This is a genomic window from Brucella sp. IR073, from assembly GCF_049065735.1.
In the GTDB taxonomy this organism is placed as follows: domain Bacteria; phylum Pseudomonadota; class Alphaproteobacteria; order Rhizobiales; family Rhizobiaceae; genus Paramesorhizobium.
Genome location: NZ_JBAKHD010000007.1, coordinates 45,525 through 63,143 on the forward strand (window position 1 = coordinate 45,525; position 17,619 = coordinate 63,143).

Genomic DNA, 17,619 nt, shown 5'->3' on the forward strand with positions numbered 1-17,619 from the left:
CCAAAACGCTTCGACCGGTTATTCCTTCACCGCGCCCGTCATCGAAGACACGTAATAATCGACGAAAAAGGAATAGAGCAGCACCACCGGCAGCGAGCCGAAGAGCGCGCCGGCCATCAGCGAGCCCCATTCGAACACGTCGCCGCGCACCAGCTCGGTGAGGACGCCGACTGGGATGGTCTTGTTCTCGGAGGACTGGATGAAGGTCAGTGCGTAGATGAACTCGTTCCACGACAGCGTGAAGGCGAAGATGCCGGCGGAAATCAGCCCCGGCACGGCCAGCGGCAGGATGATCTTTATGAGGATCTGCCAGCGCGACGCGCCGTCGACCAGCGCGCTTTCCTCAAGCTCGAACGGGATCGAGCGGAAATAGCCCATCAGCAGCCAGGTGCAGAAGGGGATGAGGAAGGTCGGATAGGTGAAGATCAGCGCCAGCTTGGTATCATAGATGCCGAAATTGAAGACGAGCACCGCCAGCGGGATGAACAGGATCGACGGCGGCACGAGATAGGCGAGGAAGATGAGCAGGCCCACTGCGCGCGCGCCTGTGAAGCGGATGCGCTCGATGGCATAAGCGGCGAAGACCGATGCGGCGAGCGACAGGAATGTCGCTGAGACCGCCACCACCATGGTGTTGAGAAGCCAGCCCGGATAGGACGTCTCAAAAAGCAGATATTTGATATGGTCGAGCGTCGGCCCGACCACCCAGAACGGGCTGTAATTGCTGTAATCCGTCAGCTGCGAATTGGGTTTTACCGCCGTGATCGCCATCCAGTAGAACGGGAAGAGCAGCACGAAGACGAAGACCGCCAGCGGCAGGTAAAGCACGACGACCCGCCGCGGCAGGCGGTTCAAATAGCTCATACCCTCCGCGTCGTCGCGCAAGGTCGCGGGGGCGGTATCGGTTTGCATGGTCATGGGATCACCTCTCAATCCTGGCCGCCCTGCTGCCATTTGCGGCGCTGCAGACCGAAGAAGCTGAACATGATGGCGGCGAGCAGGAAGGGGATCATCGCCACTGCGATGGCCGCGCCTTCGCCAAGCTGGCCGCCGGGAATGCCGCGCTGGAAGGAAAGCGTCGCCATCAGATGGGTCGCGTTGACCGGGCCGCCCTTGGTCAGCACATAGATCAACTGGAAATCGGTGAAAGTGAAGAGCACCGAGAAGGTCATTACCACGGCGATGATCGGCGTCAGCATCGGCAGCGTCACATAGCGGAAGCGCTGCCAGCCCGTCGCCCCGTCGAGCGAGGCGGCCTCCTGCAGCGATTGCGGAATGGTCTGCAGCCCCGCGAGCAGCGATATGGCGACGAAGGGAATGCCGCGCCAGACATTGGCCGCGATGACAGACGCGCGGGCGTTATTGGGGTCCCCAAGGAAATTGATCGGCCGGTCGATGAGGCCGAGTTCCATCAGCGACCATGAGAGGATGGAAAATTGGGAATCGAAGATCCACCAGAAAGCCAGCGCCGAGAGCACCGTTGGCACCACCCATGGCAGAAGCACGATGGCGCGGAAGAAGGATTTGAACGGCAGCCTCTCGTTGAGCAGCAAGGCCAGCCAGAGGCCGAGCCCGAATTTCAGCACCGAGGCGACGATGGTGTAAAGCAGGGTGTTGAAGACGGCGAGCCAAAAGACCGAGTCCTCTGCCAGATATTGATAGTTTTCCAGCCCGATGAAGATTCCGGGGCGCCCGATGCGCGTATCGGTGAAGCCGAGCCACACGCCCAGCCCCAGCGGATAGGTCAGAAAGCACAAGAGAAACACCGCCGCCGGCAGCATGAACAGAAAGGCCAGCATTTTGCCGTTCTGCATCAGGGCGGAGAAGGAAAAACCGGTCTTCTCGGATGGTAACGTGGTGATCGACGACATCGGATATCTCCGGTGAATTTCGTGGGGACATCTGCCGGGGCCGGTCGGCTCGCACCCTCCTTCCCCCCTGCGGGGAAGGTGTCCGCGTTAGCGGACGGATGGGGGTGGTGGCGAATGCGCTTTTGCTAGAGACCTTGGCGCAAACGTCACCACCCCCACCCGACCCTGACGGGCCACCCTCCCCGCAAGGGGGAGGAAGGGGTGCTAGACCTTTACACCCGGTAATACCTGTTCGCCCGCCGCTCCGCCTCAGCCGCCGCGTCTTCCGGCGATTTCTGGCCCGTCACCGCCTGGGCGAACATATCCACCAGCACGTAATCGGCCATCGTACCCGCCGAGGCGTAGCCGAGCGGGCCGGCATAACCATTGGGGCGCAGGGTTTCCGAGGCGCGGGCGTAAGGGGCGTGGATCGGGTCGGCCTTCCACACCGGATTGTCGGCGAAAGCCTTGAGCGGCTGGCAGCAATAGGCGCTGGAGCCTTCGAGCCAGGCATTCATCTGGTCGGCTTCCATCATGAATTTGATGTAGGCCTTGGCGGCTTCCGGATATTTGGTGTGCTTGAAGGTGAGGAGCGAGCTTGTCTGGGCGAGTTCCACGCTCTTGCCGACCGGGCCGACGGGGAAGTTGGTCGCGCGAATGTCGGTGGCAAGCTCCGCCAGCGCCGGATCCTTCTTCGCCGCGTAGTAGAGCGACACGCCATTGGCCGTCAGCGAGACCTGCCCCGCAAGGAAGGCGCGGTTGTTGTTGATGTCGAGCCAGCTTTCCGTGCCGGGGATGAAGGTGTCATAGAGCGCCTTGGCATAATTGATCGCGGCGATGGTTTCGGGGCTGTTGATGGTGACCTTGCCGCTCTCGTCGACCATCTGGCCGCCATGGCTCCAGAGCAGCCAATGGGCGTAATTGTTGCCGTCGCCGACCGCCTTGCCATGCGGGAAACCGGCAGGGGTGCCCTTGGCCTTCAACGCCTTGCACAGTTCGAGGAAGCCCGCCGTATCCTTCGGGAATTCGCTGAACCCCGCCGCCTTCATTTGGCTGTCGCGATAGCAGATGGCATTGCCGATCGTGGTCAGCGGAACGGCGATGAACTGGTCGCCGCGCGCCGCATAGCCGCGCAGGCCGTCATACCAGCCGCCATATTTATTGCCGAGATAATTGGCGAGCTCGGTCATATCGATGAGCTTGTCCGGATATTGATGCGCGTCGTCGAACCAGCACATCACGATATCGGGTCCGGAGCCGACATTGGCGGCAACGGCGGCTTTGGGGCGGATATCCTCCCAGCTTTCCTTGTCGATGCGCACCTCGACGCCGGTCGCGTCGGTGAATTTCTTGGTATTGGCGAGCCAGGCGTCCTCGTCACCCTTGACGAAAGGCGTCCAGCGCAAAAGCCGCAGGCTCGCGCCTTCCTCCGGCTTGTAACTCGGCTCGCTCTGCGCGAATGACTGGCGTAGTCCCAGCGCATTCATCCCGGCAAGACCGGCAAAGCCCGCCGAACCGGCGATAAAATCACGTCTCCTGATTGGCATGATATTCCCTCCCTTGATCGCGCATGGTCCCGAAAAGGATCAAGCCATGCGGCTAAAAACGGGACCCGATATCTCCAGCAATCACCGTCCCGGATGTGACTGCCGCCTGTTGGACCGGCCAGCGTTCAGGAACACCCTCCTCGTGTTCTCTGATTGCGGACCGACAGATTTGAACCACTTTATGCTTTGACGGAATCGCTGGATATATCCTCTCATCCGTCGACGCTGGGCAGGTTGGCGCCCTCCTTCCCCCTGCGGGGATTGAGGAGTGTCGGCCGCAGGCCGAGGAAAAGCCAACGATTTGGCTTTTCCAGCGACGAACGTCCGCGTTAGCGGACGGATGGGGGTGGCGACGTGCCTCAACGGGCAATTACATCGCGCTGCCTTTACTACCCCCACCCGCCCCTATCGGGCCACCCTCCCCGCAAGGGGGAGGGAGGGCGCTAGTCGCCCGGCGCTTCCATCTAACTCGACAACCTCTCCCCCGTTTCCGCATCGAACAAATGCACATGATCCGCGTCGATGGAGACATGGATCGTCTCGCCCGGCTTTGCCTGCACGCGCTCGCGGAACACGCAGGTCACATCGCTGCCGCCAAGCCGGGCGATCATCTGCGTTTCATAGCCTGTCGGCTCGATCACCACGGCTTCGGCAGGTAGCCCCGCCGGATCGAGATGGATATATTCGGGGCGCAGGCCGTAGATCAGGTCGCGCCCCTCCGCCCGTGCCGAGGGGTTGGCGACCGGCAATTGCGTTCCGTCCCTGGTCACGAATTTGGTGCGGTCGTTGGGGCTGAGCCTGCCCGGGATCATGTTCATCGCCGGCGAACCGATGAACCCGGCGACGAACAGATTGGCCGGCCTGTCATAGAGATCGAGCGGCGCGCCGATCTGCTCGACGATGCCGTCATGCATGACGACGATCTTGTCGGCCATGGTCATCGCCTCGATCTGGTCGTGCGTGACATAGACGGTGGTGGTCTTCAGCCGCTGGTGCAGCTCCTTGATCTCCGCACGCATGGCGACGCGCAGCTTGGCATCGAGGTTGGAAAGCGGCTCGTCGAAGAGAAACACTTGCGGATCGCGCACGATGGCGCGGCCCATGGCGACGCGCTGGCGCTGGCCGCCCGACAATTGCCGGGGATAGCGGTCGAGAAGCTTGGCAAGGCCCAGGATTTCCGCCGCGCCGTTGACGCGCTTGGCTATTTCCTCCTTCGCCGTGCCCGCCAGCTTCAGCGAAAAGGCCATGTTGTCGGCAACCGTCATATGCGGATAGAGCGCATAGTTCTGGAACACCATGGCAATGTCGCGGTCCTTGGGCGGGACGGTGTTGACGACGCGATTGCCGATACGGATTTCTCCGGCGGAAATGTTTTCGAGCCCTGCCAGCATCCGTAGCAGCGTCGATTTCCCGCAGCCGGACGGCCCGACCAGAATGACGAACTCGCCATCGTCGATATCGACATTGACACCTTTGATGACGGGCACCGCCCCGAAGGACTTCCGCACATCGACGAAATTTACCGCTGCCATTTCCGCTCCTCCCAGAGTGCCTGTCTATATGTTCGATTGAACCGTTTGCGGGACAGTACCCCCCTCTGGCCTGCCGGCCATCTCCCCCTCAAGGGGGGAGATTGGCTGACGCGGCTGTCTGCCCTTGTTCCGCAACATATGCGATTGGTGCCGGACGTCTGTGAAAGCGTAATCTCCCCCCTTGAGGGGGAGATGCCCGGCAGGGTAGAGGGGGGTGCCTGTGCCTCGCGCTTCCATCACCCCTCTATCCCCGCCCCACCAACGGCATCTTCGTCGCCATGACCGTCATATCAAGCACATTCGCATCGAGCGGCAGGCTCGCCATGTAGATGATCGCGTTGGCGATATGTTCAACCGCTATCGTCGGCTCGCTGGCGATTTCGCCATTGGCCTGCATGACGCCGCTGCTCATCTTCGAGGTCATGTCGGTGGAGGCATTGCCGATATCGATCTGGCCGCAGGCGATATCGAAGGGTCGTCCGTCGAGCGCGGTCGATTTCGTCAGCCCCGTGATGGCGTGCTTCGTCGCCGTATAGGGCGCCGAATGCGGGCGCGGGGTCGTCGCAGAAACGGAGCCATTGTTGATGATGCGCCCGCCGCGCGGTGTTTGCGACTTCATCAGCCGCATGGCCTGCTGCGTGCAGAGGAAAGCGCCGGTCAGATTGGCCGAGAGGATGGCGCTCCATTGTTCGAAGGTGATTTCCTCCATCGGCACCGCTGGCACGTTGATCCCGGCATTGTTGACGAGGAGGTCGAGCCGCCCGAAACTGCTCTCGATCTCATCGAAAAGCGCCTTGACCGCTTGCGGGTCGCCGACATCCGCAATGACCGGTTTGACCGTGCCGCCGGTCTTCGCCGCCATTTCGCGCGCGGCATTATCGAGCACGTCAGCCCGCCGCCCGCTGATGACCACGGTATAGCCCTCCGCGCTCAGCGCCTCGGCGATGGCGCGGCCAACGCCGGTGCCTCCGCCGGTCACCAGCGCGATCTTTCCCTCTCCCGATCTTCCCTTTGACGCCATGTCAGACCTTTCCGCCCAATTCGTCCTCGATATGGATCTTGATGATGTCGTCGAAACTCGTCTCGGCCTTGAAGCCGAGCGCTGCCGCCCGCGCGGCATCGAAGCGGGTGGGCCAGCCGGCGACGATCCCGGCGATGACAGGATCAGGCTCGCGCCGGATCAGCCGGACGGCCTTTTCCCCGGCAATGCGCCGCAGCGCCTCGATCTCCTCGCCGACAAGAGCCGAAAGGCCCGGCATTGTCAGGTTGCGCCGCGGCCCGATTTCGGCCAGGTCCAGCCGCGCGGCATGGAGGAAAAAGCCGACCGCCGAGCGCGGGCTGGCGAACCAGTGGCGGACATTCTCATTGACGGGAAGCACCGCTTCCTTGCCGGCGAGCGGCTCACGCAGAATATTGGAGAAGAAGCCCGACGCCGCCTTGTTCGGCGCGCCAGGGCGGATGCAGATGGTCGGCAGGCGAATGCCGATGCCGTCGAAAAAGCCGCGCCGGGAATAGTCGGAGAGAAGCAGTTCGCAGATGGCCTTCTGCGTGCCGTAGCTGGTGAGCGGCGTGGTGAAGAAATCGTCCCCGATGGTGTCAGGGAAAGGCGCGCCGAAGACGGCGACGGAGGAGGCGAAGATCAAGCGGGGGCGATAGGGCTCCTTCTGCCCCTCCAGCCGGATCGCCTCGAAAAGCGCCCGCGTGCCGTCGAGATTGACCCGATAACCCTTCTCGAAATCCGCTTCCGCTTCGCCCGAGACGATGGCCGCCAGATGGATGATGAGATCGGCGCGCAAGGCGGCGAATTTAGCCGCGCTCTCGGGCGCGGAGAGGTCCAGGGCAAGCGCTGTCGCGATGCCCGCCAGGGCCGGGGGCACTTGCGGCTCGGCCATATCGGCAAGCCAGATATGATCAATGGAACGGCCCATAACGCCGTCCTCCGCGGCGATCCTTTCCACCAGCTTGCGGCCCACCATACCGGCGGCGCCAATTACCAGCACTTTCATTCGCGGTCATCCTCCCTTGCCCGCTTCCCGTCAGGGAATGTCTACTCCGTCGTCTCGCATCTCCTGCTATTGGCGCATTCCGGTAGTAAGGCCCGAAGCGGCGCACATTGCAAGCTCATATCCGCTTGAGCCAGCCGAGCCCTGCCATTGTTTCCCCAGCCGGGCGGTATTCGCACCCGACATAACCCTGATATCCGAGCTGGTCGAGCGCCTGCAAAACCTTGAAATCATTGAGTTCGCCGGTGCCGGGCTCGTTACGGCCGGGCACGGAGGCGATCTGGACATGGCCGATCAGCGGCATCATCTCCCGCAGCGCGGTCAGCACGTCGCCGCGCATTACCTGCCGGTGGTAGATGTCGAATTGCAGCTTGAGATTGGGGTGGCCGAGGCTGGTGATGATGTCAGCCGCGCGGTCGAAATCGTCGAGGAAATAGCCCGGCATGTCGCGCCCGTTGATCGGCTCGATCACCAGGCCGATCCCTTCAGCCCCTGCGCTATCCGCGGCAAAGGCCACCGCATCGCGATAGCTGCCTTGCGCGGCTGGATCGTCAGGTGAGGCGATCCCCGCCATCATATGCAGGAGCGGGGTTCCGATCACCCTGCCATAGTCGATGGCCTTTTTCACCGATTGCCGGAACTCTTCCTTGCGCTCCGGCAGGGCGGCGAGCCCTCGCTCACCCCTGGCCCAATCCCCGGGCGGCAGGTTGAAGAGCGCCTGTTTGAGCCCGGCTTCCGATAGTTTTTCGGCAATGAATTCAACGGGATAATCATAGGGGAAAAGATATTCGACGGCGGAAAAGCCCGCAGCCGCCGCAGCCCCGAACCGGTCGGGGAAGGGGTGCTCGTTGAACATCATCGTCAGATTGGCGGCGAAGCGGGGCATATCAGGCTTTTCCCTCCATGCCGGGAAGGGCGACGCCTGCAATCTGCGCCAGCAGCCTTGCCACCGAGGCATCGTCATCGCCGCCCATGCCCGCCGCTTCGGTCATGACGAAAAGCTGCAAGGCGGCGCTGGCGATCGGAAGCGCGAATTTCTGCATCCTGCCGAGGTCGGAGACAATACCCAGATCCTTGGTAAAGATCGAAACGGCGCTGCGCGGGCTATAGTCGCCGGCGAGCACATGCGGCACCCGGTTTTCGAACATCCAGCTGTTGCCGGCCGATCTGGTGATGACCTCGAAGACTTTCGAGATATCGAGATCGAGGCTTTTGGCAAAGGTGATCGCCTCGCAGGCCGCCGCGATATGCACGCCCGCCAGCAACTGGTTGACGATCTTGAAGGATGAGCCGACGCCCACCGCATCGCCCAGCTCATAAACCGTTTCGGCCATGGCATCGAGGGCGGGTTTTGCCTTGGCGAATGCTTCGGGCGAGCCGGAAGCCATCACGGTCAGCTTTCCCTGATCGGCCTTGGCCGCCCCGCCGCTGATCGGCGCATCCAGGAAAAGGATGCCTTTCTCCGCTGCCCGCGCCGCGAGGCCCCGGGCGTGGGCGGGCGACATGGTTGCCGAGGAGATGATGACCGAACCCGGCTTCATGACGGCGGCGGCACCGTCAGAACCGAAGAGCACGCTTTCGGTCTGCTCAGCGTTCACTACGACGACAACGGCAATGTCTCTACCTTCGCAGGCTTGTGCCGGTGCCGGGAAGGGACGCCCTCCGCTCGCCTTCAGCTTTTCGAGTGCGGCGGGGTTGATGTCGCAGCCGGAAACATTCAGCCCCGCCCGCAATAGGGAACGGGCCATGCCTAGCCCCATGGAGCCCAGTCCGATGACGGCGATTTCCGGCTGTTCCATAATCTCCTCCCGGCTGCCGCATTATTGTCTTATGACAGCGCTAACATCAGTTATAGACACGGAGGCTCAGATGGTGCAAGAGGGGATGTTAGCGCTGTCAATTATTTAAACAGAGAGGGGATTTGCCCGATGCGGCAGGGTGCGCCGACATTGGCCGATGTGGCGAGGCTCGCCGAGGTGAGCGAGATCACCGTCTCGCGTGTCGTCCGCAACAAGGGCCCGATTGCCGAGGCGACGCGCGTCCGCGTGGAGGAGGCGATTCGCCTGCTGGGCTATGTGCCCAACCGCGCGGCGGGAGCGCTGGCGTCGGCGGGCTCGCCCTTGATCGGCGTGATCTTGCCATCGCTCTCCAACATCGTTTTCCCGGAGGTGCTGCGCGGGATCCACACCGCCCTTGCCTCGACCGGCTACCAGCCGCTGGTCGGCGTCACGGATTACGATCCGCTGAAGGAGCAGCATCTCGTCTCCTCGCTTCTGGCCTGGCAGCCCGCCGCCATCATCACCACGGGTTTCGAGCATACCGAATCGACCTGGCTGATGCTCACCGACAGCAGGATTCGTGTTGCGGAATTGATGGATATCGACGCCGAGCCGATCGATATCGCGGTCGGCCTGTCGCAGCAGGGGGCGGGCTACGAAACCGGCAGGCATCTGGTAGGGCGCGGCTACCGGCGCTTCGGCTATGTCGGCCATGACTGGAACGCGGACCGCCGTGCGTACCTGCGCTATAAGGGCCTGCGGACCGCGCTCGCCGAAGCGGGCCTCTGCCTCGCCGCCGAGGAGCGGTTCGACGGCCCGAGCTCGACCATGGCCGGCCGCGAGACGCTCGCCGTTCTCCTGTCCCAAAAGCCAGATCTCGATGTCGTGGTGTTCTCGAATGATGACATGGCCGTGGGCGGCTTCTTCCATTGCCTGAGCGCGAACATAAGCGTCGGCAAGGAGCTCGGCCTTTTCGGCTTCAACGGCCTCGATATCGGCCAGGCGCTTCCCTTGCCGCTCTCGACCATCCGCTCCCACCGCTTCGACATCGGCAGGATCGCGGTGGAAACACTTCTGGAGACGAGCGAGCGACCGCCTGAAAAGAAGATCGTCGATACCGGCTACGAAATCATAACAGGCGCAACGGCGTAATGACATGACAGGGAGGAGTTGAGGGACATGCTTCTGGGTGCGATTGCCGACGATCTGACCGGCGCGACGGATCTCGCGCTGACGCTTTCACGCGAGGGAATGCGCGTGGTGCAGGTGGTGGGCGTGCCGCCTGCCGGCTTCGATTTCGGCGACGCCGATGCCGTGGTCGTGGCGCTGAAATCGCGGACGATCCCGGTGGCGGAGGCGGTCGCCCAGTCGCTTGATGCCGCCCGCGCGCTTCTTGCAGCCGGGGCAGGGCAGATCTTCTTCAAATATTGCTCGACCTTCGATTCCACGCCTCAGGGCAATATCGGCCCGGTCGCGGAAGCCCTTGCCGATCTTCTGGAGGCGCCGCTCGCGATTGCCTGCCCGGCCTTTCCCGCCAATGGCCGCACCGTCTATCAGGGCCATCTTTTCGTCGGCCCGATGCTGCTTTCCGAAAGCCCGATGAAGGATCATCCGCTGACGCCGATGCGGGACGCCAATCTCGTCCGGGTGCTGCAAGAGCAGACGAAGCGGCGCGTCGGCCTCGTCCCCTTCGCTGCCGTCGACCGGGGTAGCGAGGCGATTGCCGCGGCTTTCACTGAGGCGACGGCAAGGGGCGAACGGTTCGTCATCGTCGATGCGGTCACGGACGGGCATTTGCGCGCGATCGGAAGGGCGGCGGCGGATATGAGGCTCATCACCGGGGGATCGGGCGTCGCGCTCGGCCTGCCCGAGAATTTCCGCCGGGCGGGCAAGCTCGCTCCCGAAGCGGTCGATACGGCGTTCGCCGCCCCTGCCGGGCGCGCCGCCATCCTCGCCGGCTCTTGCTCGGCGGCGACACGGCGGCAGATCGAGAACGCCATTGCCGCCGGTATCCCCGCGCTGAAGATCGATCCGCTCGCCATCGCCAGGGGAGAAATCACTGCCGCCAGCGTCGCCGATTGGTTCGCATCTGTAGGTCACTCCAATCCGCTTGCCTATTCGAGCGCGGACCCCGATGAGGTGCGCGCCGCACAGGAGGCGCTCGGGCGCGAGCGGGCCGGGGCGCTGGTCGAGCATCTCCTGGCGGAGGTTGCCGCAAGGCTGCGGGACAGTGGCTTCACCCGCCTCATCGTCGCCGGAGGCGAGACGTCGGGCGCGGTGGTCGGCGGGCTCGGTATCGCCGCGCTCAGGATCGGGCCGGAAATCGACCCCGGCGTTCCCTGGACACGGAGCCTCGACAGGGACAAGCCCATGGCGCTCGCCCTCAAATCCGGCAATTTCGGCGCGGACGATTTCTTTCTCAAGGCATGGGATCTGCTGCAATGAGCGCCATCCTCTCCGAAACAACCAGAACCCGCGATGAGATCATGCGCGTCGGCAAATCTCTCTTCGACCGCGGGCTGACATCCGGCTCCACCGGCAATATCAGCGTCCGGCTGTCCAACGGGGAAATCCTGATGACGCCGACCAATGCCTCGCTCGGCGGTCTCGAACCGGAGCGCCTGTCCCGCTTTTCCGCCGAAGGGGTGCATATCGACGGCGACAAGCCGACCAAGGAGGCGTTTCTCCATCAGTGCATGTATTGCAAGCGCCCGCAGAGCGGCGCGGTCGTGCATCTGCATTCGACCCATGCGGTGGCGGTGAGCCTGCTGGCCGACATCGATCCGGAAGACGTGCTGCCGCCCCTGACCGCCTATTACGTCATGCGCGTCGGCTCGCTGCCGCTCGTTCCCTATTTTCCGCCGGGCGACCAGGCGCTGGCCGAGGCCGTGGCGGCAAGGGCCGAAAAAAGCCATGCGGTGCTCCTTGCCAATCACGGTCCCGTCGTCGCTGGCAAAACGCTTCTCGACGCGCAATATGCGACGGAAGAACTGGAGGAGACGGCAAAGCTTCACCTCCTTCTGCAGGGCCACCGGATCAGGCCACTGACACCGGAGCAGCGCCGGGGGCTTGGCTGAATTTCAGAGCATTCCCTTTGTTAATGGAAGCGCCCGGCATATCGCTCATCCCATTCCGCTGTGCCTGGCGCTTCCATCAACGAACGAAACGCCTCACTCCAGGAAAGACAGCGCTGGGGTTTTTGGGCGTTTCCGTCAAAAAGTGGAATACTCTAAAGTGATCGGTCAGCCCTTGAATGTCTCGAAGATCAAGCCTCGCAACCACCGATGCACCGGGTCCGCATCCATCCGCGGATGCCAAGTCTGGGCAATGGTGAAGCCGGGGGTGGCGACTGGCAGCTCGAAGATTTCGGTGTTGCTCGCCGCGGCGAGCGGAAGGCAGGAGCGCGGCACCAGCCCGACGAGGTCGGACACCGCCGCGACGGCGATGACGGCCGGATAGCTTGGCACCATGAGGCTCACCTTCCGCGACAGTCCCACCGCTGCCAGCGCCTCATCGACCGGTCCGTGAAAACGCCCGCGCCTTGACGAAATGACATGTTCGCAGGCGGCGTATCGCTTGGCGGTGATTGGCTTCTCCGCCAGCAGGGGATGTCCGGCCCGCGCGACGCCGGCGTAGGTGTTTTTAAAGAGCGTCTGGCCGCGCAGCTCCGCCCCGTCGCCGGGAATGACGCCTATGTCCAGATCGATCATCGCATCCCGCAGGGGCTGGATTTGCTTGTCCGGCTTGGGCGCGAAGCACAGCCGTACGCCGGGCGCGGCGCTGGAGACAATAGCACTGAGCCGCGCGGCATGGAGCAGCACGAAGGCGTCGTTTGCGCGGATCGTGAAATCCCGTCCCACCCGCCGGATATCGATGGCGGGCGAGGGGCTGAGCACCGTCCGGGCCGCCGCGGTCAGCGCGTGAACCTGTTCAGCGATGGCTTCGGCGTGCGGCGTGGCGCGCATGCCGCGCCCGGCCTGTACGAGTATCGGGTCGCCAAGCGCCGCCCGCAGCCGCGACAGCGTCCGGCTCATGGCGGAGGTGCTCAAGCCCAGCTTACGCGCCGTCCCCGATACGCTCCGCTCGTTGAGCAGGGCATCCAGGGCCACAAGCAGGTTCAGGTCGATATCAGGCATGTTCTATCCGGTCGAGCAAATTGCTTTCAGACGGGATCACTCGAAACCATTCTAAATCGTTGTCGCGATGGAGATGTCGAGGCATGGATTCCTGTGACAAGCACAGGAATGACGGAAGTGGGATGGCTGCTCCTCAATGAGGACCGCCGTGCATGCTGCGGGGTTGAGATTATCGGTGATATCAAAGCAACCCGTCATTCCTGTGCTTGTCACAGGAATCCATGCCTCAACGTTGCCACCGACACGAGGGTGAAGATACGCACATTGCTTCCGTCTAAAAACAAACAACTCAAGAACGTGATGCGATTAAGCCCATGCGGGCATCCTACTCTAACGAGATATGGCGTCTGGCGCAACGGTGGTTTTCCGGCCTTGCGTCTGGCGCAAATTGCGGACCGGGAATATCGATGGCGCAACGCATAATCGAACAAGGTGATTTCCCATGTCCGTCACATCGGTGGCGAGCCAGGCCCATGACGGGCTTCCGGCTCCGCGGCGCTATCTGGCCGTCGGCCTTTTGCTTCTGACGCTGGTGCTCGTCGTCCTCGACGGCGCCATTGCCAATGTCGCGCTGCCATCCATCGCCGCCTCGCTGGCGGCCGATCCCAGCCGCACGGTCTGGGTCGTCTCAAGCTATCAGCTGGCCGTGCTCATAGCCCTTCTGCCCTGCGGCGCTTTGGGGGAGATTCACGGCCCCCGGCGTGTTTACCTCCTCGGGGTGGCGCTGTTCACGGTCGCTTCCGCGGCCTGCGCCTTTGCCTGGAGCCTGCCCTTTCTGGTGGCCGCGCGGTTCGTGCAAGGGCTGGGCGCGGGGGCCATCATGGCTCTGGCGGTCATGAACCTGCGTTTCGCGGTGCCGCAGCGCATGCTTGGCACCATCATCGGCTTCAATGCGATGACGGTTGCGATTTCCTCTGCCGCCGGTCCCGCCGTAGCCGGGGCGATCCTGTCGATCGCCAGCTGGCCATGGCTCTTCGCCGTCAACATACCGCTTGGGATCATCGTGGTCGTCTGCGGCCGGGTTCTGGGTCCGGTGCCGGGCATCCACCGGCAGGTGAACGCCAAGGTCTTGCTCGCCAACACGCTGATGTTCATGCTTTTTCTCATCGGGGCGGAGCTGATGGCCAAGTCTCCCGTCGGCGGCGTCATCCTCATTGGCGGCTCGGCCCTGTGCCTCCTAGCCTTGCTGCGTCTCGAGCGCGGCAGTCCCGCCCCCATCGTGCCGGTGGATCTTTTGGCCGAGCCTGCATTCCGCGTCGCGGTCATCGCCTCCGTTACCTGCTTTACTGGCCAGATGCTGAGCTATGTGGCCCTGCCATTCTATCTGCAGCATACGCTGGGCATGACACCGGCCCTGACCGGGCTCTACATGATACCCTGGCCTGCGGCGACTGCCATTGTCGCGCCAATCTCGGGGCGGCTTGCGGACCGCTTCAAGACGGCCTGGCTCTGTGCCGGGGGCGGGGCGCTGTTCGCCTGCGGTCTGCTCATTGCAGGCCTCTGTCCGCCCGATCCGCGCGGCATCGCCTTTCTGGCGGGCTCGGTTCTCGCGGGCGCCGGTTTCGGCCTGTTCCAGACACCGAATAACCGGATTCTGCTTCTTTCGGCCCCGAAAGCCCGTAGCGGCGCGGCGGGCGCGATGCAGGGAACGGCACGCCTGCTCGGGCAAACCCTGGGCGCGATCTCAATGTCGATCATCTTCGCCGCCACGCCTGTGACGCGCGCACCCTCCGTCGCGCTCGTTCTCGCCGGCATTTGCGCAGCCATCGCCAGCGTCGTCAGCTTCAGCCGAGCCCGCTACGAGGGTGTGGGGGATACGGGGGAGAGCGGTTAAAAGCGTCGCGAAGGAACTCGCAGATGTAGGGAAAGCTTACAGCGGAAGGATCGAATGCCGCGCATCAAGCAAAATGAGCTGGCGGCAGGATCTATAGCCCTCACTGGTCGGAGTGAGAGGATTCGAACCTCCGACCCCCTCGTCCCGAACGAGGTGCGCTACCAGGCTGCGCTACACTCCGTGACCAGTGAGGCGGCTTATAGCGCCGTGCTTTTTCCGCTGCAAGACGTTTTGTCAAAAAACGCGCGCAATAATAAGTGGGCGATGTCCACATCGGAAGGCGATAATTTTATGTCCGTTGTTCACAAATGGACTTTAATCATATAGGTTCCGCGCAAATTCAAGGCCGCCGCATGTGGCGGCAAGCGGAAAGAGAAACAGGAAACGTATGGCGAAAGAAGAAGTCCTCGAATTTCCCGGCGTCGTGACGGAGCTGCTGCCCAACGCGATGTTTCGGGTCAAACTCGAAAACGAACATGAGATTATTGCCCACACGGCCGGCCGCATGCGCAAGAATCGCATTCGCGTCCTGGCCGGCGATAAGGTGCTTGTCGAGATGACGCCTTATGACTTGACCAAAGGGCGCATTACCTACCGTTTCAAATAATCCGTTTCGCCTGGCATTTCGGCAAGGGATGGACCCAATGAGCGCTCAACAGAAGCTTGTTCTTGCCTCCGGGTCTCCGCGCCGGATCGAGCTTTTGGAGCAGGCGGGCATCGAGCCCGATTTTCTTTATCCGGCGGATATTGATGAAACGCCGCTGCGCGCCGAGCATCCCCGCTCGCTGGCGCGCCGTTTGTCGCGCCTGAAGACGGAAAAGGCCGTCGAGAATCTCCGGGGAGACACCCAGCTGGCCGAAGCTTATGTGCTGGGGGCCGACACGGTGGTGGCCGTCGGCCGCCGGATTCTGCCGAAAACCGAGCTGCAGGACGAAGCGCGGGAATGCCTGCGCCTGCTTTCCGGGCGGTCGCATAAGGTCTTCACCGGCGTTTGCCTCGTCACGCCGAAAGGCCGCGTCCGGCAGACGCTCGTCGAAAGCCGTGTGCGCTTCGAACGGCTGACCCGCGAGCAAATCGACAGCTATCTTGCCTCGGGGGAATGGCGCGGCAAGGCGGGCGGCTATGCGATCCAGGGCTTTGCCGGAAGCTTCGTCGTCAAGCTCGTCGGTTCCTATACCAATGTCGTCGGTCTGCCGCTGCACGAGACGGTCAGCCTTTTGACCGGCGAGGGCTATAAGGTTTATACTGCCTGGACGACGGGCAAGCACTGAAGATTTCATGAGCGGCAAGAAAGCAATATCGGCGGCCCCCGGCGCCAAGGTGACACCTCTGCGCCCGACGCGGCCCTGCCCGGAATGCGGCAAGCCTTCGAGCCGCGATTCCTATCCCTTCTGCTCATCGCGCTGCCGCGATATCGATCTTAACCGCTGGCTGTCGGGCGCTTATGTGATTCCGGCAGTGGAAGGTGCCGAAGATAGCGACGATTCGGATAAGGGCGAGGAATAAGGATCAGGTGGCCGGGTCCGCTTCGGGTATTGGCAAGCGGGAAAGCACGATCCCGATGGCGCGCAGCACCGCGACGCTTTCTGCAATCGGCATCGCAGGCGATTGCGTTTCGCCTGAACGTAGCGCATCCATGACCGCGATTGCCTGGAACTGCAGCCCGCTGCCGGCAAAGGGATAATGCTCGATCTGGCGTCCCCAGAGGCGGCTCACGGATGAGGGAAGGCGGGAGAGAAGTTTTGCCAAAGGCCTCTCACCATCAGCCAGCGGCCCGATGAGCGAGGATTTCATCGCTGATTGCGAATAGACCGTCAGGCGCTGGGCGCTCGGAAGCGGCCCCTCTATCCGCAGCGCGCCGGTAGTGCCTTCGATGAAGAAATGATTCGCTCCGTCGCGGTCGAACCCGCAGGAAAGCTCCGCGTCGGCGTCCGCATAATGCAGATTGATTTCACTGCGCATGTCGACGCCGGTTTTGGCGCTGAACCAGCGGCCCGAGACCTGGTCCGGCTCGCCCAGGAAATACATCGCCAGCGATACGGGATAGACACCGAGATCGAGTGCCGCGCCGCCGCCCATCGCGCGCGAAAAGTACCGGCTTTCGGGATCGAATGCGCGATAGCAGGAGAGATCGGCGGTGATTTTGCGTATGTCCCCGATGGCTCCCGCCTCGACATAGGCCTTCGCGGCCTGGACGGCGGGGAGAAATCGCGTCCACATCGCCTCCATGGCGAAGCTGTTCTGCCGCGCGGCCTCGCGCTCGATCACTTCGGCCTCGGGCGCGGAGGGCGCGAGCGGCTTCTCCGTGAGGATGGCCTTGCGGCTGCGCAAGACCCGCAAGCTCTGTGCCAGGTGCAGGGAATTGGGCGTGGCGATATAGACCGCCTTGATACGCGGGTCGGACAGAAAGTGCTCGATGTTGGAATAGGCTTCCCTGGCGCCGGTCTCGGCGCGAAACTGCTCCGCCTTCTCAGGGTCGCGGGACAGGACCGCTTGCAATACGGCGCCGGGCACGAACGCGAGATCGGAGGCAAAGCGCCGCGCGATTTCGCCCGTCCCAACGATTCCCCACCCGATTGTCTTCACCGCCAGCACCCATCCTCGTCATGCTATAACAGCATGGGAATGGAAATGCGGGGAAACTAGAGCAATTTTAATCATTTGCGCTGCTTTTCCACTGAAATTGGTGAAGAAAATCCTGCCGCCGGCTAAAATCACGCCGCCGAAAAAATCATGAAAATTTTCTGATACGGGTGCTGGACAGCGGGGAATTTAGTGTTATAACCCACGCGCTTCCGGCGGATAGCCACATTCGCCAGCCTGCTTCGGTAGGGAAGCAAGGGATGCCTAGGTAGCTCAGTTGGTAGAGCAGCGGACTGAAAATCCGCGTGTCGGTGGTTCGATTCCGCCCCTAGGCACCATTTGTTTTTCAACAGTAT

General features: G+C 62.7%; 17 protein-coding genes and 2 tRNA genes. 8 read left to right on the plus strand and 11 right to left on the minus strand.

Features of this window, described 5'->3' with window-relative positions; genetic code table 11:
* Positions 1 to 18 precede the first annotated feature (18 nt).
* The 8 genes from ACOWVG_RS15330 to ltnD form a co-directional block, all read right to left on the minus strand.
* Positions 19 to 918, minus strand: coding sequence for a carbohydrate ABC transporter permease (locus ACOWVG_RS15330; protein WP_420963164.1), 900 nt, complete (start codon positions 916 to 918; stop codon positions 19 to 21).
* A gap of 11 nt (positions 919 to 929) precedes the next feature.
* Positions 930 to 1,871 carry a carbohydrate ABC transporter permease gene (locus ACOWVG_RS15335; protein WP_420963165.1) on the minus strand — a complete coding sequence of 314 codons (942 nt, stop codon included), beginning with the start codon at positions 1,869 to 1,871 and terminating at the stop codon, positions 930 to 932.
* Positions 1,872 to 2,083: 212 nt separating this feature from the next.
* On the minus strand, positions 2,084 to 3,397 hold the full coding sequence (locus ACOWVG_RS15340; protein WP_420963166.1) for an ABC transporter substrate-binding protein: 1,314 nt from the start codon (positions 3,395 to 3,397) through the stop codon (positions 2,084 to 2,086).
* 464 nt (positions 3,398 to 3,861) lie between these two features.
* Positions 3,862 to 4,929 (minus strand): ABC transporter ATP-binding protein, encoded by a 1,068-nt coding sequence (locus ACOWVG_RS15345; RefSeq protein WP_420963167.1) that lies wholly within the window; start codon positions 4,927 to 4,929, stop codon positions 3,862 to 3,864.
* A gap of 244 nt (positions 4,930 to 5,173) precedes the next feature.
* Positions 5,174 to 5,950: an SDR family oxidoreductase gene (locus ACOWVG_RS15350; protein WP_420963168.1), complete on the minus strand. Its 777-nt coding sequence runs from the start codon at positions 5,948 to 5,950 to the stop codon at positions 5,174 to 5,176.
* 1 nt (position 5,951) lies between these two features.
* A complete protein-coding gene (gene denD / locus ACOWVG_RS15355) occupies positions 5,952 to 6,935 on the minus strand; it encodes a D-erythronate dehydrogenase (protein ID WP_420963169.1) in 984 nt (327 codons plus the stop codon).
* 115 nt (positions 6,936 to 7,050) lie between these two features.
* The gene (otnI, locus tag ACOWVG_RS15360) at positions 7,051 to 7,818 is read right to left on the minus strand and encodes a 2-oxo-tetronate isomerase (RefSeq protein ID WP_420963170.1); all 768 of its coding nucleotides are present in this window, start codon (positions 7,816 to 7,818) and stop codon (positions 7,051 to 7,053) included.
* 1 nt (position 7,819) lies between these two features.
* Positions 7,820 to 8,731, minus strand: a complete 912-nt coding sequence (gene ltnD, locus ACOWVG_RS15365; RefSeq protein ID WP_420963171.1) for an L-threonate dehydrogenase — start codon at positions 8,729 to 8,731, stop codon at positions 7,820 to 7,822.
* 129 nt (positions 8,732 to 8,860) lie between these two features.
* Between ltnD and ACOWVG_RS15370 the strand changes: the two genes are divergently transcribed.
* The 3 genes from ACOWVG_RS15370 to otnC are packed head-to-tail and all read left to right on the plus strand — an operon-like array spanning position 8,861 to position 11,787.
* The gene (locus ACOWVG_RS15370; protein ID WP_420963172.1) at positions 8,861 to 9,862 is read left to right on the plus strand and encodes a LacI family DNA-binding transcriptional regulator; all 1,002 of its coding nucleotides are present in this window, start codon (positions 8,861 to 8,863) and stop codon (positions 9,860 to 9,862) included.
* A gap of 27 nt (positions 9,863 to 9,889) precedes the next feature.
* Positions 9,890 to 11,155 (plus strand): 3-oxo-tetronate kinase, encoded by a 1,266-nt coding sequence (otnK, locus tag ACOWVG_RS15375; RefSeq protein ID WP_420963173.1) that lies wholly within the window; start codon positions 9,890 to 9,892, stop codon positions 11,153 to 11,155.
* A complete protein-coding gene (otnC, locus tag ACOWVG_RS15380) occupies positions 11,152 to 11,787 on the plus strand; it encodes a 3-oxo-tetronate 4-phosphate decarboxylase (RefSeq protein ID WP_420963174.1) in 636 nt (211 codons plus the stop codon). Before otnK ends, otnC begins: the two co-directional genes overlap by 4 nt.
* Positions 11,788 to 11,952: 165 nt before the next feature.
* On the opposite strand, the gene ACOWVG_RS15385 is transcribed toward otnC, so the two are convergent.
* Positions 11,953 to 12,846: a LysR family transcriptional regulator gene (locus ACOWVG_RS15385; protein ID WP_420963175.1), complete on the minus strand. Its 894-nt coding sequence runs from the start codon at positions 12,844 to 12,846 to the stop codon at positions 11,953 to 11,955.
* A gap of 442 nt (positions 12,847 to 13,288) precedes the next feature.
* Here ACOWVG_RS15385 and ACOWVG_RS15390 point away from each other — a divergent pair, with 442 nt between their 5' ends.
* Entirely contained in the window at positions 13,289 to 14,680 is a 1,392-nt protein-coding gene (locus ACOWVG_RS15390; RefSeq protein ID WP_420963176.1) for an MFS transporter, read from the plus strand.
* Between the two features lie 104 nt (positions 14,681 to 14,784).
* On the opposite strand, the gene ACOWVG_RS15395 is transcribed toward ACOWVG_RS15390, so the two are convergent.
* A tRNA-Pro gene (locus ACOWVG_RS15395) sits at positions 14,785 to 14,861 on the minus strand.
* 207 nt (positions 14,862 to 15,068) lie between these two features.
* Between ACOWVG_RS15395 and infA the strand changes: the two genes are divergently transcribed.
* The 3 genes from infA to yacG are packed head-to-tail and all read left to right on the plus strand — an operon-like array spanning position 15,069 to position 16,186.
* Complete coding sequence (infA, locus tag ACOWVG_RS15400) at positions 15,069 to 15,287, plus strand: translation initiation factor IF-1 (protein ID WP_002965531.1); 219 nt, start codon at positions 15,069 to 15,071, stop codon at positions 15,285 to 15,287.
* 37 nt (positions 15,288 to 15,324) lie between these two features.
* Positions 15,325 to 15,951 (plus strand): Maf-like protein, encoded by a 627-nt coding sequence (locus ACOWVG_RS15405; RefSeq protein WP_420963178.1) that lies wholly within the window; start codon positions 15,325 to 15,327, stop codon positions 15,949 to 15,951.
* A 7-nt stretch (positions 15,952 to 15,958) separates the two neighbouring features.
* On the plus strand, positions 15,959 to 16,186 hold the full coding sequence (yacG, locus tag ACOWVG_RS15410; protein WP_420963180.1) for a DNA gyrase inhibitor YacG: 228 nt from the start codon (positions 15,959 to 15,961) through the stop codon (positions 16,184 to 16,186).
* 3 nt (positions 16,187 to 16,189) lie between these two features.
* On the opposite strand, the gene ACOWVG_RS15415 is transcribed toward yacG, so the two are convergent.
* Positions 16,190 to 17,266, minus strand: a complete 1,077-nt coding sequence (locus ACOWVG_RS15415) for a Gfo/Idh/MocA family protein (protein WP_420963181.1) — start codon at positions 17,264 to 17,266, stop codon at positions 16,190 to 16,192.
* A 259-nt stretch (positions 17,267 to 17,525) separates the two neighbouring features.
* Here ACOWVG_RS15415 and ACOWVG_RS15420 point away from each other — a divergent pair.
* Positions 17,526 to 17,601: transfer RNA gene (locus ACOWVG_RS15420), tRNA-Phe, on the plus strand.
* The last annotated feature ends 18 nt before the right edge of the window (positions 17,602 to 17,619 follow it).

Coding starts and splice junctions, on each gene's coding strand:
- ACOWVG_RS15405 (WP_420963178.1), top strand. CDS start 15,325: ATGAGCGCTCAACAGAAGCTTGTTCTTGCCTCCGGGTCTCCGCGCCGG.
- ltnD (WP_420963171.1), bottom strand. CDS start 8,731: ATGGAACAGCCGGAAATCGCCGTCATCGGACTGGGCTCCATGGGGCTA.
- ACOWVG_RS15340 (WP_420963166.1), bottom strand. CDS start 3,397: ATGCCAATCAGGAGACGTGATTTTATCGCCGGTTCGGCGGGCTTTGCC.
- otnC (WP_420963174.1), top strand. CDS start 11,152: ATGAGCGCCATCCTCTCCGAAACAACCAGAACCCGCGATGAGATCATG.
- ACOWVG_RS15390 (WP_420963176.1), top strand. CDS start 13,289: ATGTCCGTCACATCGGTGGCGAGCCAGGCCCATGACGGGCTTCCGGCT.
- yacG (WP_420963180.1), top strand. CDS start 15,959: ATGAGCGGCAAGAAAGCAATATCGGCGGCCCCCGGCGCCAAGGTGACA.
- denD (WP_420963169.1), bottom strand. CDS start 6,935: ATGAAAGTGCTGGTAATTGGCGCCGCCGGTATGGTGGGCCGCAAGCTG.
- ACOWVG_RS15345 (WP_420963167.1), bottom strand. CDS start 4,929: ATGGCAGCGGTAAATTTCGTCGATGTGCGGAAGTCCTTCGGGGCGGTG.
- otnI (WP_420963170.1), bottom strand. CDS start 7,818: ATGCCCCGCTTCGCCGCCAATCTGACGATGATGTTCAACGAGCACCCC.
- ACOWVG_RS15350 (WP_420963168.1), bottom strand. CDS start 5,950: ATGGCGTCAAAGGGAAGATCGGGAGAGGGAAAGATCGCGCTGGTGACC.
- otnK (WP_420963173.1), top strand. CDS start 9,890: ATGCTTCTGGGTGCGATTGCCGACGATCTGACCGGCGCGACGGATCTC.
- ACOWVG_RS15370 (WP_420963172.1), top strand. CDS start 8,861: ATGCGGCAGGGTGCGCCGACATTGGCCGATGTGGCGAGGCTCGCCGAG.
- ACOWVG_RS15330 (WP_420963164.1), bottom strand. CDS start 918: ATGACCATGCAAACCGATACCGCCCCCGCGACCTTGCGCGACGACGCG.
- ACOWVG_RS15385 (WP_420963175.1), bottom strand. CDS start 12,846: ATGCCTGATATCGACCTGAACCTGCTTGTGGCCCTGGATGCCCTGCTC.
- ACOWVG_RS15335 (WP_420963165.1), bottom strand. CDS start 1,871: ATGTCGTCGATCACCACGTTACCATCCGAGAAGACCGGTTTTTCCTTC.
- infA (WP_002965531.1), top strand. CDS start 15,069: ATGGCGAAAGAAGAAGTCCTCGAATTTCCCGGCGTCGTGACGGAGCTG.